Source organism: Endozoicomonas sp. ALD040, from assembly GCF_049275945.1.
Classification (GTDB): Bacteria; Pseudomonadota; Gammaproteobacteria; order Pseudomonadales; family Endozoicomonadaceae; genus Endozoicomonas_A.
In genome coordinates this window covers 983,678-998,969 of sequence record NZ_CP184829.1, presented here as the reverse complement: position 1 = coordinate 998,969, position 15,292 = coordinate 983,678, and the positions used below count along the sequence as shown (strand labels likewise).

The window sequence follows — 15,292 nt, the reverse complement described above, 5'->3', positions numbered from 1 at the left end:
TGGTTGTTATTTCATGGTCTGGTAAAACATTACGCAAGAATTGAACCAACTGTTGCCAATCTCTTTCAGTGTGTGACCTTTTTGCATCAGGTCGCACTACTGAAAAGAGTCGAGAGGCTCCGAATTATAAGTCAGTTTATCAAAGCGCACTAACATAGTGCGATCAGTAGTTTCAGAGGGCTGGTGTTGGAACCGGTGTGGGAGGTCTGAAAACCGTTCTCTGCACATGCACAGTGCTTTTGGCGGTTTTTAAGGTTTTGCCTTTAGGGTCAAGAATGGTCACTGACAGCTGGTGAGTACCTCGATCGACATTTTTCAGCTTGAATTGAGGGTTTCTCTGGGGGGGGCCCTGCTGAACGCCATCAACTGACAAGGACAAAGTGTGACCTTTTACCAGTCTTGGTTTCAGGCTGACTTTAACGGTGAAGTTGCCATTATCTCTGACGGTTGAATCATTGGCAGGTTCGGTAATCGTGAAGACTGGATAAATGCCCTCTTTATGGTTATTCAACGGCTTGATGGACGAGCGACCTGTTGTCTGGGTAGAGGGTATGCTGGTAATGGGAGTGAGTTCTACCGGCTCAGCCTTTTCACGGGCGCCAGGGCTGTCAGTGAATGTGACATTGCCATTCTTGTCGACCGTTTTATAAATTTCAGAGGCTTGTCCAGGCAGGGGTAGGGCCAGCAATAACATAAATATTATTCTTTTCATGGTGATCTAAGGCTGATTCCGGGTTCTCCTAGAGTACTGTAGAGCGCACCTGTTTGCATCCGTGCGGTCAAGAAAGGACAAAAAAAGGCGATGAAAGGACTTTAAAGCGAGTATTGGGGATATGAAATAGAGGGGACTTGAATAACAGCCGGAGTGCTATCTGTGGCGATAGACACTCCAGCATTTGGGCTTTTGATAACAGGAGTAGTAGTTACTGCCCTATTCGTTTACACACTGTAGTAGAGATCGAACTCAGCAGGATGAGTGGTCTGGCTTACCTGTACACACTCTTCTTTCTTCAGTTCGATGTAAGCGTCGATCATGTCGTCAGTGAATACACCGCCGGTAGTCAGGAATTCACGGTCGGCATCCAGAGCGGCCAGAGCTTCTTCGAAGCTTTCTGCAACGGTCGGGATTTCAGCCGCTTCTTCTGCAGGCAGGTCGTAAAGATCCTTGTCAGCAGCGTCGCCAGGGTGGATCTTGTTCTTGATGCCGTCCAGGCCAGCCATCAACAGAGCAGCAAACGCCAGGTATGGGTTAGCTGTTGGGTCAGGGAAGCGAACTTCTACACGACGGGCCTTGGGGCTGTTTACGTAAGGAATACGGATGGAAGCAGAACGGTTACGGGCAGAGTAAGCCAGCATAACAGGTGCTTCAAAGCCCGGGATCAGTCGCTTGTAGGAGTTGGTGGAAGCATTGGCAAAAGCGTTAATCGCTTTAGCGTGTTTAATGACACCACCAATGTAGTACAAAGCGTTTTCGCTCAGACCGGCATAGCCATCGCCAGCAAACAGGTTTTCACCATCTTTGCTCAGGGACATGTGAACGTGCATACCGCTGCCGTTATCACCCACCAGAGGCTTGGGCATGAAGGTGGCAGTTTTACCGTAAGCGTGAGCAACATTGTGTACGGCGTATTTCAGGATCTGAACTTCGTCAGCCTTGGCTACCATGGTGTTGAATTTAACACCGATTTCACACTGGCCCGCAGTACCTACTTCGTGGTGATGTACTTCAACGCCGAGGCCCTGAGCTTCCATCGCTGTGCACATGGCAGCACGAATATCGTGCAGTGAATCGACGGGAGGAACCGGGAAGTAACCGCCTTTAACTTTTGGTCGGTGGCCGATATTGCCACCTTCGAAAGACTTGCTGGAAGACCAGGCCGCTTCTTCAGAGTTGATTTGGTATGAAGCACCGGAAATGTCAACGTTCCACTTAACATCGTCAAATACGAAGAATTCCGGCTCCGGACCAAAGAAAGCCGTGTCAGCAATACCAGTAGACTTCAGGTACTCTTCAGCACGCTTGGCAACAGAACGTGGGTCACGCTCGTAGCCCTGCATGGTTGAAGGCTCGATGATGTCGCAACGAATGTTCAGAGTAGTTTCGTCAGTAAAAGGATCGATGACTGAGCTGTTGTCATCAGGCATCAGGATCATGTCGGATTCATTGATGCCTTTCCAGCCAGCAATGGAGGAACCGTCGAACATTTTACCCAGCTCGAAGAATTCGGCATCGACTTCGCCGACCGGCAGGGAAACATGCTGTTCTTTACCACGGGTATCGGTAAAACGAAGGTCAACCCATTTTACATCGTGATCCTTGATCAAATTCAGGGTCTTGGACATTTATTATTCCTCCAAAGGACTATAGCTCTCGTTGAGCACCGCAGGTCGATTGTAGGAGCCTGACCGAGAATAGACTGCCCTACTGCGGCGACAGCAAATTGGTCTGAAAATCCGCTTTTGTTCGTCAAATAGCTCGCTATTCTCCTCACAAAACCGAATTTTCATCCTCAATTTTCTGCCGTCCTCGCTACGGGCGCTACCCTCGGTCAGGCTCCTAGAGACTTGTCAATCGTTATGGCGGTTTACCAACATTTAGTCGTATTGTGCCGCATTGGCGGCTGTGCCGACACCGTCTCAGCAATTGCTGTGCCAGTATCGAAAACCGGTTGATTTTGCTGAGTTCTAAAACGTGAACATGCCTGAGTATAAGCCGAATGCAGGTGGTTGCACCGAAAAGAATCTCATTAAATCGAATAAGTGCACAAAAAAAGTGCGCCAGACTTTGAGAGTGTTTCGGTTTGGTGCATTTGCCCGTTAAATATCCGCAAAACCATTCCCAGGCGGTGCCCAGTGTAGCGTGAATCTGCAGGGACTACTAACAACCATGTGGCCTTTACGAGGTGTCTAAGCGAATTGTCTGCTACCAGCCGGGGTTACCGGTGTCTGGGAGTCTTCTGTATAATCGTGTGGATTCGTTTCTTAATTTTCCTAACTGGCATCTGGACCGGGTTCTCTTCCTGACTTGCAGTGGCACTTTTCTGTGGTGACATTTTTCCGATGGGAGAGCACCGGACATACAATTCTATGAAGTTCATCATCAAGCTGTTTCCTGAAATTACCATTAAGACGCCTCCGGTGAGAAAGCGTTTTATTAAGCAGCTGCGCAAGAATATTCGTACCATTCTCAAACGGGTTGATGAAGACATTGAGGTGGCTGGCACCTGGGATTTTATCGAGCTGGCCACTGGTCATGATGATTCTCGGCTGGTGGCTCAGGTCTCCGATCTGTTGAGCCATATTCCCGGTATAGCGTACTGGCAACAGGTGGTTGAGTATCCGCTGACTGACCTGGATGACATTATGCATAATGCTCTGGCAGTGAATCGTGAATTGCTGGCCGGGAAAACCTTCCGGGTTACCTGTCAACGCTCAGGTAAACATGACTTTCAGTCTATTGATGTGGAGCGATACGTGGGTGGTGGCCTGAATGCCCGAACTGAAGCGGCGGGTGTCAAGCTCAAAAATCCGGACGTTGTCGTAAAAATTGAGATCAGGGGCGACCGTTATTTCCTGGTCACGAACCGTGGTAATGGGTTGGGTGGCTACCCACTGGGCTCTATGGAGCCCGTATTATCGCTAATCTCTGGTGGCTTTGACTCGACAGTTTCAAGTTTCCTGACCATGAAACGGGGTATCAGAACCCACTTCTGTTTCTTCAATCTGGGTGGCCATGCCCATGAGCTGGCGGTGAAAGAGGTGGCTTATTATCTCTGGAGCCGCTTTGGCTCGTCCCATAACGTCAACTTTGTTACGGTTCCTTTTGAAGGGGTTGTCGAAGAGATTCTGACCAAGGTAGATAACTCCCAGATGGGTGTTGTTCTCAAGCGGATGATGTTGAGAGCTGCAACCCGGGTCGCAAAAGAGATGTATGTTGAAGCCGTAGTCACCGGAGAAGCCGTTGCCCAGGTTTCCAGCCAGACACTCACCAACCTGGCGGTTATTGATTCGGCTACCGATCATCTGGTCTTGCGTCCGCTTATTGCCATGGATAAGCAGGACATCATTGATATCTCAGTCAGGATCGGTTCAGAGGAATTGGTAAAAAATATTCCCGAGTATTGTGCGGTGATCTCGAAAAATCCGACCACCAGGGCCAAGCCGGAAAAAATTGCAGCGCAAGAAGCCCGTTTTGATTTCTCCATTCTGGATGCGGCGGTTGTCGATCGTCGTAAGGTTTCCGTTTCTGATATCATTGCCGATGACCTGACCCGTGAAGAAGTTGAGGTGTTCGAGACCGCAGAACAAGACGACATTGTTGTTGATATCCGCCATCCGGATGAAGAAGAGATCAAGCCTTTTGATCTCAATGACCGAGAAGTGCTGACGATTCCTTTCTATCAGCTCAGGACAAAATTTGCTGAACTGGATAAAGATAAGCACTACCTGCTCTACTGCGAAAAAGGGGTGATGAGTCAGTTGCACGCCATGCACCTTCGTGACGAAGGGCATGAGAATGTCGGCGTCTACAACCCAGGGAAAAAGTAACCGATAAGATGATGAAAATTGCCATGATTGCCGCCGTTGCCAAAAACCATGCCATCGGCATCAATAATAAAATGCCCTGGTACTTGCCCGGAGATCTCCGCTATTTCAAGGCTGTCACCATGGGCAAGCCTGTAATTATGGGACGCAAGACGTTTGATTCACTGCGCAAGCCTCTGCCGGGTCGTACCAATATTGTCATTACCCGTGACAAAGACTGGCATCATGAAGGGGTCAGGGTGGTGCACAGTCTTGAGGATGCCATTTCTTTGGCGGAAGATGTATCCATGATCAATGGCAATGAAGAAATCATGGTGATTGGTGGTGAGCAGATTTATCGTCAGGCCCTGGACAGAGCTGATCGGCTTTATCTGACCAAAGTCTTCAAATCGTTTGATGGTGACGCATTTTTTCCGGAAATCGATGACAGTGAATGGGATATTACCGCCAGGGAAGATCAGGTCTCTGAAGATGAGCAGGCTCTGGAGTTCAGTTATCAGGTGCTCGATCGCAAGTCCGTCTGAGGTCTTGGTCTCCCTGCCGTATAAGCCAGCTAAATCAAGTTGGCTTTTCTTATTTACAGCTGTTTTTAGTCAGTACAAGCGTAAAACAAAACCACAGCAGCCCTGAGGCGGCTATAGTTTAAATATTGTTGCTTTTGTATTTTTTAATCATCTTATCTAATAAAAAACGTTTCGATTCATCATCTATTTCTCAGGGATTGAGAGGCATGCCATCAGAGATCAGGAACCAAAGAGGTTCTCCTCTCTCTGCTACAGAGCGAAAAGAGACCGTTAGAACTTCAGAAGATTCCAGCCTGGGTCAGATTGATTACGGTCGGTGGCGGGGTCGCTTTGTTTTCTCGCGCATAGGCGGTTTTATCAAGCGTCTATTTGGCGGAGGTCCCTCAGCAGCAAAGGCACTCAGGGTTTACGACTCATTCCGTTATGCTGCCCACGAAGAACTCTCTTCTCCTATCCAGCGCAGTCTGCGTGACTACCATATTGCCTGTGCCATGGCCTATCACCATGTTTGTGTGCTGGGTGAAGAGAAAAAAGGTGAAGCAATGAAACTGGTGCTGTCAGGGGGCAGTGAAAAAATCAGTGAACAGGTTCTCACTGAAGTCAGAAAAACCGTTTCTTGTTCTACCGTTGAGTTGACTTATAAATACCTTGCAGAAGATCGAACTCTGCCCGTTGGCTTTTTGAAAAGGGCTCTGATACCGGACTTAATTCAGAGCACCGTGAGAGACTTCAATGTGGATGCTGACACAGCGGAAGCTACGATTGTCAAACTGGCACAGGATACAGGGCTGCTCAACGATACGGATATCACCTTTGAACGTATTCTTGAAATCAAGAATGCGCTGCGCTGGCGGTTTGCACCAGAGACTCGCACACAGGTGGAGCAGTTACCGGGCAGAAGAGGTAAAGGTCCCGTCAGCAGGTTTGACCCTTCTATTCCTGCAGCAACTCCTCCCGGACTTGAAAGACCCAAAGCGACTCGTTACCACCTGGATAAAGTCGACAGGACCCATATTCAGAATGTTGTAGATAAAGGGGGGGGTATCAAGCTAAAGAATACGGATACCCGTGACAGGATCAAACGCCATTTTCTCAGGAATAAAAGGTACTTTAGTCTTAATTCTGCTGCCATAGTGGTCAGTACCGTGCTGATAGGTCTGGTGTCAGGGGGGATTGCCGCTGCAGCGGCTCTATTCAGTTATATTGCCTGGTACGGTGTATGGAGTGGTGGTACAGAGCTGATTCGGATGACCAAAGCGATCAGGGCTTTACAGAGGGCAGAAGCATCCGCTGATTACAAACTGGAGGTGAATGATCTGGGTGTCTTGTCAGAGATGGATGACAAGAAATTTCGGGTCTTCCTGAAAAGCCTGAGATACATCTGCAGTCATGAAACCTTAACCCGCATCTTCACTGCCTATTCTGCGCTGGAAAAAGACGCTCAGATGAGATTGGAGATGGAAAGAGAGAAAGATGAGAGCAATCTTGAAGCCGTGATACGTCTGGAGGAAGGCAAAGCTCGATACCTGTATCGCAGACGCAACCTGCAAGATGCTTTCAAACTTTACAGACGTTTCTACACAGCAGCCGTCAGCGACGTTGAGAGAATGGATCAAGAGTGGGAGCCGGTTCTGGATCAGCTGTGGAACGGTAAATTCAAAAACATGGACCCGGAGAAAAGAGAACGCTTGTTCAGCCATGCGGCCAATGATCCTCGAGTGATTGGCAAGTCATATCATTTCAAGACCAAGCAGACGGGATGGCTGCAAAAAGTGTTCCCGAAAATGACCGATGATTTAACCAGTGACGGCTCTATTGCTTCCAAAGAGGCTGTGGAAGAGCTGGAGCGGATACTGGCAGAAGAAATGCCCGATATAGAGCTGAGCGAAGAAGAAAAGAGTCGCTTTAACACTCACGCCGACAGGGTGGCCAATGCCCTGATACTGGCTGAGAATGGCGTCAGAAGTTATTTGAATGTCTGGTTGAAGGGAGCCATTAAATCAACCATGCTCCATGGCTTTAAAGTGGTCTGGCATGCTTCTGAAAGGAGACCAGCATTGGAAATCTCACCTCACGTGCCCAAGCCCACTGTGGATGGATTAATTATCTTTGGTTTTTTCTTTCTGGCAGATCTTTTTGTTGATCGTTACAACGAGGCAGTCAATAAAGAGCGATTTGAACGCATTACCGGAAAGAAGACAGGCAAAAGTATGGTCTGGGATTGGCAGGGTCAGAGAAAAAGAACCGGACGGGAAGAAATGAATACCATGAGAAGGTTGGCTAAAGATCAGCTGGAAGACTTTGTTGATCGTATGCTGAAACTGCATGATTCCCATAAAGACATTATGAAAGAAGTCAGGCTCCAACAGCAGCTGAGCCAGGTTAACCCTGGCTCTCCCATGTTTGATCATATGGATGATCGGGAGGCAGCTGTGTTAATTCTACGAAGGCAATATCACCATCAAATCATTTCTGAAATGATGATGGGAGCTATTGGTAAATACTATGAGAGCGTTATGACCAAAACCGCTTCCTGGGATCAGAAAATGAGCCATATTATTCCCCCACAGACCCCTATTTGAGCGCAATAAGCTTTTCTATGCCTCAAAGCTTCTTGACCAGAACTTTGGATTGTCTCTCCTCATTGTACTGATTGCGCTTCTCCATAGGCAAAGACTTCTGGGTGGATTCAGAAAAACCTCGTTCCAGAAACCAATGGCTGGTCTGGGTCGTTAATACAAACAGCGTATCCATTCCCTGTTGGGCAGCCTGTTCTTCTATAGCACTGAGAAGAAGGTCGCCTCGGTTTTTCTTCTGGTAATCAGGGTGTACGACGAGACAGGCCAGCTCCGCGACCTTTTCTCCCGAAAACAAATGGATAGCTGCACAGCCAATAATCATGCCGTCCAGGGAAATGACCCGGAACAGCCGAATCTCACGCTCCAGCTCTTTTCTTGAACGCCTTCTGAGGATGCCTTTTTGTTCCAGAGGCCTGATAAGCGCCAGGATTCCCCCCACATCCTCAATGCTGGCCACACGAATTTCTTCATAACGATCACGAGAAACCATCGTGCCAGATCCATCACGGGTAAAAAGCTCCATTAGCAGAGAACCGTCCTGCTCGAAGCTGATCAGCTGTGAGCGTTCCACACCACCGTGACAGGCGGTAATGGCTGAGGAAAGCAGTCTTCTGTCCTCCCCATGAAGGTGCTTGAGGACTTTTTCAGCTTCCTGGGGGGAAAGACGGCTGATCTGTTGCCCCTGCTGATCCTTTACACCTTCAAACCTTGAGTACAAAAGTAGTTTTTCGGCTTCAAGGTGGATGGCTGTGTGGGTAGCGACTTCTTCCACCTCCATGTTGAAAAGCTCGCCAGTCGGTGAATGACCGAGGCAGGAGAGAAGAACTATGTAGCCACTGTCGAGCTGCTGCTGGATTGCTTCTTTATCTATTTTGCGAATAGCACCGGTGTGGAGAAAATTCTGCCCATCGATCACACCCAGAGGTTTTGCAGTGACGAAATTGCCACTAATAACTCGAATGCTGGCCCCGTGCATGGGAGAGTTAACCAGACCGAGTGAAAGCTTGGATTCAATTCGTGCGCGAAGATTACCCACAGCGTCCATCACGCATTCAAGGCACTGACGATCCGTAATCCGTATTTCGTTGTGAAATCTGGACTCAAGGCCTCTGGCTCTGAGACGCTCCTCGATCTGAGGCCGGGCTCCGTGGACAAGAACCAGTCGAACGCCCAGGCTGTTGAGCAGGGCAATATCGTTGATGATATTGTTCAGATTAAGGCTTGCCAGAGCCTCACCGCCCAGAGTAATGACAAACGTTTTGCCGTGGTGGGCATGAATGTAGGGCGAACTCTGTCGGAAAAATTTTACGTAGTTCTTGTTCAAGTTCATGGCTGTTTGTTTATCTTCATTCTGATGTTACGTTGCTGAATCAAACTCAATAGTGATAGCGTAAACTGGCTATCAAAATAGAATCGTCTTCAAACTTGTATACAACCCTGTGCTCATCATTGATGCGTCTTGACCAATAACCTGATAGTCCATGTTTTAGCGGCTCTGGCTTCCCGGTTCCTTCATAGGGCGTTCTCTTGATTTCTTTAATTAATGAATTGACCCGTTTAGCAATTTTTTTATCTGTTTTTTGCCAGTAAAGGTAATCTTCCCACGCTCGTTCTGAGAAAGTGAGCTTCATTCTATGAGCTCTCTTTCAGTACCTTTTCCACTTTCTAACTCAGCAATAGACTCAAGCAAACGGCGAGCATTTTTCGGGCTGCGCAGTAAATATGCTGTCTCTTGCAGTGATTTATAGTCTTCCATTGACATCATAACGACGGGTTGTTCCCCTTTTCTGGTAATAATGACCGGAGCATGATCGGAACACACCTGTTGCATGGTTTTTGCCAGATTATTTCTTGCTGATGTATAACTAATCGTATCCATAGTTCACCTATATCGTACATGTTCATTATTCTGTACAATAAGTTAGCGCAGCATAACGAATTTATCCAGTCGATTCGTTTCGCTGAAGGCTGATAGAAGGGTTAATCAGAGGCAGAATTGCCGTATCAGAGATCTCAGTAGCTCAATGGTTGGGTGAATTCTGTCCATAGAAAGGTATTCATCAGGCTGATGAGCCTGATCGATATCACCCGGACCCAGCACGACTGTATCCATCCCCATTCGGCTGAAGAAAGGCGCTTCCGTAGTAAAAGCAACGGATTTTGCTGAATAGCCGGTTAGATTTTCACAGGTTTTCACCAGGGGAGAGTCGGCAGAGCCTGTAAATGGATCAATACTGTCGTGAATCGCGTTCAGAGAAAGTTTTACATTATCGGCTCTGGCGATGGGGAGAAGACGCTGTTTCAGGCTTTCTCTCAGCTCCCGGCTGTCCATACCAGGCAGGAGGCGCACGTCAAAGTCCAGATCACAGTGGCCACAGATTCTGTTAGGGTTGTCGCCACCATGAATGCAACCGAGGTTGATGGTAGGGGTAGGCACAGCAAATCCGGGATTATTGTATTTACCGGCCAGTTCTTCCCGGAACGCCATGATTTCAGTGATTACTTTATGGGCTGTTTCCATGGCATTCCTGCCAAGGGCCGGGTTGCTCGAATGACCGGACTGTCCGAGAATCCGAATGCGTTCCATCATGATACCTTTATGCATATAGACTGGTTGCATACCGGTAGGCTCACCCACCACCGCATAACGCCCCCTGGGTTTACCTGCAGCAGCCAGGGCCCGGGCACCACTCATGGAGGATTCTTCGTCTGCTGTTGCCAGAATAATCAAGGGGGCCTTCAGAGGCACTTTCAGATAATCTTTTACTGCTTCCATGACGAGACCAAAGAATCCCTTCATATCGCAGATGCCCAGACCGTAAAACCGGTTATCGGATTCATTGAGTGAGAAAGGGTCGAATTGCCAGAGATTTTCATTGTATGGCACGGTATCGGTATGGCCTGCCAGAACTAATCCACCAGGACCTGAGCCCAGAGTGGCAATCAGGTTGGCTTTCAGCGGTGCTTCCGGAATGGGTATGATCTCACAGCAAAAGCCCATGGTTTCAAGCCAGCCTGCCAGTTCATGAATCACCTGCATATTGCCCATATCCAGCTCAGGCTGTGTGGAACTGACAGAGGGAATCTCTATCAACCGCGACAGGACTGCTTTCAGATCAGGTTGCTGGATTCCAGACATTATCAGGCCCCAGGTTCTAATTGTTGGAAAATTGGATAGGCATAAATCAAATCTGCCAGATCATCTGACTGTCAACCTTCCAGTGCCGAAATTAACAGCCTTTTTCAGCATGATAACAGCCCTGCCTCGGGATAGGTACGAGAGACTGAAACGAAAATGCTGGAAGAGGGTGCGTAGAAGAGCCCTCTAGTTAACCAAAAATAAGCCTCAAAATATGGAAGAAGACGATAGCAAGGAAGGCACCGGCGGGCAGTGTGATTAACCAGGACATAAAAATAGTGCCGATGACTCTCAAGTTAAGTGCACCAATTCCTCTGGCAAGGCCAACCCCTAACACGGCACCCACCAGAGTGTGTGTGGTGGAAATAGGAAGCCCGGTCCCTGAGGCCAGAACGACGGTGGTCGCTGCTGCCAGTTCTGCTGCAAAACCTCTGCTGGGGGTTAGCTCAGTAATCGCTGTGCCTATGGTCGCCATGACTCTATATCCATAGGTAGCCAGACCCACCACTATGCCTCCAGCCCCCAGAAGCAAAACCCAGCTTGGCATGGCTGCCTTGCCTGCGATTTCTCCGCCACTGAGAACAATACTGGCCACTGCTGCCAGAGGACCTACTGCATTGGCAACATCGTTGGAACCGTGGGCAAAAGCCATCGAGCAGGCGGTGAAGATCATCATTACGCCAAAGACTCGCTCGACACTGGAGAAATGGAAAGCTTTGTCGGCCTGTGCATCTTCCTTGATTTTGGAAAGCGCTATTTTTCCGGCCAGCATGACCAGCAGGCCAATCAGTAGCGAGATCAGGCTGCTTTCCTGATAATCCAGCGGCAGGCCAATATGCTTGAGCCCCTTAGTCAGGGTCACCATAGCCATCATGAAGCCAACCAGAAACATATAAATGGGCACGTAAACTTTGGCATTTCTAAAAGGGTTGTCGGTATCCAGTATTAGTTTCTGGACGCTCATGAAAATCATGAAAGAAATAAAGCCGGACATGATGGGAGAGACGATCCAGCTGGCTACGATTGAGCTGACTTTCCCCCAGTTCACGGCATCTGCCGAGACGTTGACAACGGCAAAACCGACAATTGCCCCGACAATAGAGTGTGTTGTCGACACAGGCCAGCCATAATGGGTGGCAACTAACAGCCAGGTGCCCGCAGCCAGCAGGGCTGCCATCATTCCGTAAACCAGCAGCTGTGGATGCTCCAGCAGTAATGGCATGTCGGGATCGATGATCCCTTTTCTGATCGTATCGGTAACCGATCCACCGGCCAGGTAGGCACCCATAAACTCCAGGCAGACAGCAATGACAATGGCCTGTCTGATGGTCAGAGCTTTGGAACCGACCGAGGTTCCCATGGCGTTGGCGACATCATTTGCTCCCACGCCCCAGGCCATGAAAAAGCCAAAGAGGCAGGCGAGAATCAGCAGTATCGTTCCATACTCAGCGATAATGCTCATGGATGTTATTTCCAATCATTAGAGTTAACGGGCAAGCAGCAATTGAAGATAACTGCCAACTCTTGAGGCGCGATCTGCCAGGTCACCGACCCAGTCGATAATTTTGTAGAGAAAAATGACTTCCACAGGGGGGAGGTCCTTTTCCAGTTTGAACAGAATTTTTCTGACTTCAATCTGGTGCTTGTCGGTATCGCTTTCTATCTGGTCGAGCTCTTCAATGAGCTCTTCCACCAGATTGACTTCTCTTCCCCTGAAGCCTGTTTCCAGCAGTTCATCCAGTTCATCCATGGCCCTGACTGCTTGCGCTGAAGTGGCAATGGAGCGTTTCAGGTAGTCCATAAAAGCCTCCCTCATCTCCTGGGGGATCATCATTTGTCTGCCCAGCACAATGCCGGCAATATCCTTGGTCCTGTTTGCTACTTTATCTTGCACCGTCACTATCTCCAGAAGATCATTTCTGGGCACTGGCAAAAACAGGCTTTTGGGAAGGGAGAGTCGAACGTTCTTTTTGATGAGATCAGCCTCGTGCTCCAGCTCTACGATGGTTTGCTGAATACTTTCAACTTCCAGCCAGTCGCCATCAAATGCTGCTTTGAAAAATGGTTCCAGCTGTATGGCACATTCGTGTGCCTTGGCTATGTGTTTTTGTATCGGACCAATAGGAGATCGGCCAAATACACTCGATAGTAGATTGCTGGTTGGCATAGTCGCAGACCTGTCGGATTAAATTTCTAGGGGTCAGACTCCTCGTCGTTTGCGGCGAACGACTTACAGAACTAACATCGCATCCCGTTCCCTGGAAGAGGGCGGCTGACCAAAAATTATAGGAGCTGGCTGAAAATTATGCATTGAAACGCCACCTGCACTGGAAGTGCTGTGGCCATTCTGACGCTCATTTTTCATAACAAGCCCTTGTTGTTACAGGTAAAATGACCCTTTTAAGCCGTCGGTCAGATAACCCATGAATACTGAAACAGAGTTAAAGTTGTCGCTGCCAAAAGAGCAGATACCTCTTCTTAAGACACTGACTTTCTGGAAAAAGTTCGCCAGCTCGTCACCTGAAACCTTTCATTTGGGCAATACCTACTTTGACACGGCCTCTCTGACACTAAATCAGGCTCGGGTTGCCTTGCGTATCAGAGAGAAAAATGGTCAGCTTTTTCAAACGCTTAAAACCAAAGGTGAGAGTCTTGACGGACTGACTCGCCGGGGGGAGTGGGAGTGGTCAATAGAGCGACCGGAACTGGATATGGAAGGGTTAAAAAAAGTCTGGCCAGAATCATTGGGAGCTTTTCCTCCAGAGTCCCTGATACCGCTTTTCTCGACCGATTTTGATCGTACCTGCTGGCTGGTGGAGTGGTCTGAGCCAGATGCCAGGGTTGAAGTTGCTCTGGATTACGGGTTTGTCCGCTCAGGAGATGAGAGCAGTGTCATCTGTGAGTTGGAGCTCGAGCTGGTGAAGGGTGATGAAAATGCACTGCAAATGATTGCCGATGAACTGGCAAAAACCATTGATTTGAAGCCTGCAGACAAGAGCAAGGCCGAGAGAGGATTTGAACTGCTTCAGATCTTCAGGAATCCAGCCAGCACTAGCACGGTTGCCAGTCCAGTAAAAGCCTGAAGCAGGGTGGCCAGGGTGAATGACTTAAAGCCTGTGGCCGGGCTGATTCCGGAAAACTGGGTGACTACCCAGAAATAGCTGTCATTGGCATGGGTAACCATCATGGAGCCACATCCCGCCGACAAAAAGGTCAACAGTCGACCATTTTGGGAGTCCAGACCCAAGCCAGGCAGCAAGGGGTCCATCATCGAAGCCGCACTGATTAAGGCCACGGTGCTAGAACCCTGGGCGGTTTTGAAGAGAGCGGCTACGAGAAAAGGCAAAATCAGTCCAAGGCTCTCTGGCAGTCCTTGAGCAATTCTGGCTATATGTCCGGTCTGAGCCAGCATTCCCGCAAGCGCCCCACCGGCTGTAATGATCAAGATAATCATCGCGCATGAGTGAATACTCTCACTGAACATCTCAGTCAGTCCGGTCTTACAGTGTCGAATCAAAGGCAGGCTGGCCAGCAAACCCAGGAACAGAGCATTGGCAGGTTGTGAAAGGAAAGCAGTCCAGCTTTGCTCTTTATTGCCTGTTTGAAAGTTAGCCATGGACATCAGTAGCAAAGGCAGAAGGATAGGGATAATCGCTGTCCAGACATTCTTTTGATGAGCAGGGGGGGATTGAGGAGGGTCACTGACCACTTGGCTCTCATCATTCAGCCAGCGGGTGACCCATTTACCCCAGAGAATAGCTACAAAAGTGACCAGGAGAGCCACTCCCAGCGCCCAGGGAATTGTCAGGCTCGGAGATATTTCCAAAATCAGGGTTGCCGCTGCGGGCCCGGGTGTGGGAGGGACCAGAGAATGGGTTGCAAACAGGCCTCCACCCAGAGCAACGCTGAGAGAGATCGGGTTGCACTGCACTCTCCGGGCAATAGACTGCCTGATACTGTTGAGCAGGATAAATCCAGAGTCACAGTAAACGGGAATAGAAATAATATATCCGGCTATACCCATGGCTAACGCAGGAAAGCGCCTGGCGATAGAGAGAATCAGCTTCTCTGCGAGAAGGACGGCTCCGCCCGACTTCTCCAGAATATTTCCCAGTAATCCCCCAAAAATGATGAGCAGAGCGACGTCGCCGAACGTCTTGCCCATATCACGGGATATGAGGGGAGTCAGTTCAGAGATCGGCAGGCCTGAAAAAAAACCTGTGGCGTAAGCACTGAGCAGCAAGACGATGAATGGCGAAAACCTGAGACGACCAATCAATATCAGAATGAGGGCTGTCAGTGAAAGGACGAACAGAAAACTATGCAGTATTGATGGGGTCACAGCGGAGTGTCTTGAGAGAATGGTATTGAGTAAAAGTCAGTATAGAGGGGAATGGGTCACCTCGTATCCAGAAAGCCATTTATAACAGACATCAGTCGCGGTTTATTCTGGCGATATACTTAGTTGAACCATTGCTGAATTGAACTTCTGCTTAAAAGCCTGA

13 protein-coding genes are annotated in these 15,292 nt (G+C 48.9%); 4 read left to right on the top strand and 9 right to left on the bottom strand.

What is annotated here, in order from left to right; all coding sequences use genetic code 11:
• Positions 1–172: 172 nt before the first annotated feature.
• Both ACOJUN_RS03575 and glnA read right to left on the bottom strand, forming a co-directional pair.
• Positions 173–694 (bottom strand): DUF4124 domain-containing protein, encoded by a 522-nt coding sequence (locus ACOJUN_RS03575; RefSeq protein WP_422135296.1) that lies wholly within the window; start codon positions 692–694, stop codon positions 173–175.
• A gap of 245 nt (positions 695–939) precedes the next feature.
• Positions 940–2,343 (bottom strand): glutamate--ammonia ligase, encoded by a 1,404-nt coding sequence (gene glnA / locus ACOJUN_RS03570; protein ID WP_422135295.1) that lies wholly within the window; start codon positions 2,341–2,343, stop codon positions 940–942.
• 744 nt (positions 2,344–3,087) lie between these two features.
• Here glnA and thiI point away from each other — a divergent pair.
• The 3 genes from thiI (at position 3,088) to ACOJUN_RS03555 (ending at position 7,651) form a co-directional block, all read left to right on the top strand.
• Positions 3,088–4,548, top strand: coding sequence for a tRNA uracil 4-sulfurtransferase ThiI (gene thiI / locus ACOJUN_RS03565; protein WP_422135294.1), 1,461 nt, complete (start codon positions 3,088–3,090; stop codon positions 4,546–4,548).
• Between the two features lie 8 nt (positions 4,549–4,556).
• A complete protein-coding gene (locus ACOJUN_RS03560) occupies positions 4,557–5,069 on the top strand; it encodes a dihydrofolate reductase (protein ID WP_422135293.1) in 513 nt (170 codons plus the stop codon).
• 206 nt (positions 5,070–5,275) lie between these two features.
• The gene (locus ACOJUN_RS03555) at positions 5,276–7,651 is read left to right on the top strand and encodes a hypothetical protein (protein WP_422135292.1); all 2,376 of its coding nucleotides are present in this window, start codon (positions 5,276–5,278) and stop codon (positions 7,649–7,651) included.
• A gap of 22 nt (positions 7,652–7,673) precedes the next feature.
• On the opposite strand, the gene argA is transcribed toward ACOJUN_RS03555, so the two are convergent.
• From argA to ACOJUN_RS03525, 6 genes are all read right to left on the bottom strand, one after another.
• A complete protein-coding gene (argA, locus tag ACOJUN_RS03550; protein WP_422135291.1) occupies positions 7,674–8,978 on the bottom strand; it encodes an amino-acid N-acetyltransferase in 1,305 nt (434 codons plus the stop codon).
• A 46-nt stretch (positions 8,979–9,024) separates the two neighbouring features.
• Entirely contained in the window at positions 9,025–9,279 is a 255-nt protein-coding gene (locus tag ACOJUN_RS03545) for a Txe/YoeB family addiction module toxin (RefSeq protein WP_422135290.1), read from the bottom strand.
• Complete coding sequence (yefM, locus tag ACOJUN_RS03540) at positions 9,276–9,527, bottom strand: YoeB-YefM toxin-antitoxin system antitoxin YefM (protein WP_422135289.1); 252 nt, start codon at positions 9,525–9,527, stop codon at positions 9,276–9,278. Before yefM ends, ACOJUN_RS03545 begins: the two co-directional genes overlap by 4 nt.
• Before the next feature lie 105 nt (positions 9,528–9,632).
• Complete coding sequence (argE, locus tag ACOJUN_RS03535; RefSeq protein WP_422135288.1) at positions 9,633–10,787, bottom strand: acetylornithine deacetylase; 1,155 nt, start codon at positions 10,785–10,787, stop codon at positions 9,633–9,635.
• Between the two features lie 190 nt (positions 10,788–10,977).
• A complete protein-coding gene (locus ACOJUN_RS03530) occupies positions 10,978–12,249 on the bottom strand; it encodes an inorganic phosphate transporter (RefSeq protein WP_422135287.1) in 1,272 nt (423 codons plus the stop codon).
• A gap of 24 nt (positions 12,250–12,273) precedes the next feature.
• Entirely contained in the window at positions 12,274–12,954 is a 681-nt protein-coding gene (locus tag ACOJUN_RS03525; RefSeq protein WP_317145111.1) for a TIGR00153 family protein, read from the bottom strand.
• A gap of 256 nt (positions 12,955–13,210) precedes the next feature.
• On the opposite strand from ACOJUN_RS03525, the gene ACOJUN_RS03520 reads away from it, so the two are divergent.
• Positions 13,211–13,870 carry an inorganic triphosphatase gene (locus ACOJUN_RS03520; protein ID WP_422135286.1) on the top strand — a complete coding sequence of 220 codons (660 nt, stop codon included), beginning with the start codon at positions 13,211–13,213 and terminating at the stop codon, positions 13,868–13,870.
• On the opposite strand, the gene ACOJUN_RS03515 is transcribed toward ACOJUN_RS03520, so the two are convergent.
• Positions 13,813–15,129 carry a GntP family permease gene (locus ACOJUN_RS03515; RefSeq protein WP_422135285.1) on the bottom strand — a complete coding sequence of 439 codons (1,317 nt, stop codon included), beginning with the start codon at positions 15,127–15,129 and terminating at the stop codon, positions 13,813–13,815. The two genes, ACOJUN_RS03520 and ACOJUN_RS03515, sit on opposite strands and share 58 nt — an antisense overlap.
• Positions 15,130–15,292 lie beyond the last annotated feature (163 nt).

Bases quoted from the DNA above. Each gene is read 5' to 3' on its own strand.
- ACOJUN_RS03575 (WP_422135296.1), bottom strand. From the start codon at position 694: ATGTTATTGCTGGCCCTACCCCTGCCTGGACAAGCCTCTGAAATTTAT.
- glnA (WP_422135295.1), bottom strand. From the start codon at position 2,343: ATGTCCAAGACCCTGAATTTGATCAAGGATCACGATGTAAAATGGGTT.
- thiI (WP_422135294.1), top strand. From the start codon at position 3,088: ATGAAGTTCATCATCAAGCTGTTTCCTGAAATTACCATTAAGACGCCT.
- ACOJUN_RS03560 (WP_422135293.1), top strand. From the start codon at position 4,557: ATGATGAAAATTGCCATGATTGCCGCCGTTGCCAAAAACCATGCCATC.
- ACOJUN_RS03555 (WP_422135292.1), top strand. From the start codon at position 5,276: ATGCCATCAGAGATCAGGAACCAAAGAGGTTCTCCTCTCTCTGCTACA.
- argA (WP_422135291.1), bottom strand. From the start codon at position 8,978: ATGAACTTGAACAAGAACTACGTAAAATTTTTCCGACAGAGTTCGCCC.
- ACOJUN_RS03545 (WP_422135290.1), bottom strand. From the start codon at position 9,279: ATGAAGCTCACTTTCTCAGAACGAGCGTGGGAAGATTACCTTTACTGG.
- yefM (WP_422135289.1), bottom strand. From the start codon at position 9,527: ATGGATACGATTAGTTATACATCAGCAAGAAATAATCTGGCAAAAACC.
- argE (WP_422135288.1), bottom strand. From the start codon at position 10,787: ATGTCTGGAATCCAGCAACCTGATCTGAAAGCAGTCCTGTCGCGGTTG.
- ACOJUN_RS03530 (WP_422135287.1), bottom strand. From the start codon at position 12,249: ATGAGCATTATCGCTGAGTATGGAACGATACTGCTGATTCTCGCCTGC.
- ACOJUN_RS03525 (WP_317145111.1), bottom strand. From the start codon at position 12,954: ATGCCAACCAGCAATCTACTATCGAGTGTATTTGGCCGATCTCCTATT.
- ACOJUN_RS03520 (WP_422135286.1), top strand. From the start codon at position 13,211: ATGAATACTGAAACAGAGTTAAAGTTGTCGCTGCCAAAAGAGCAGATA.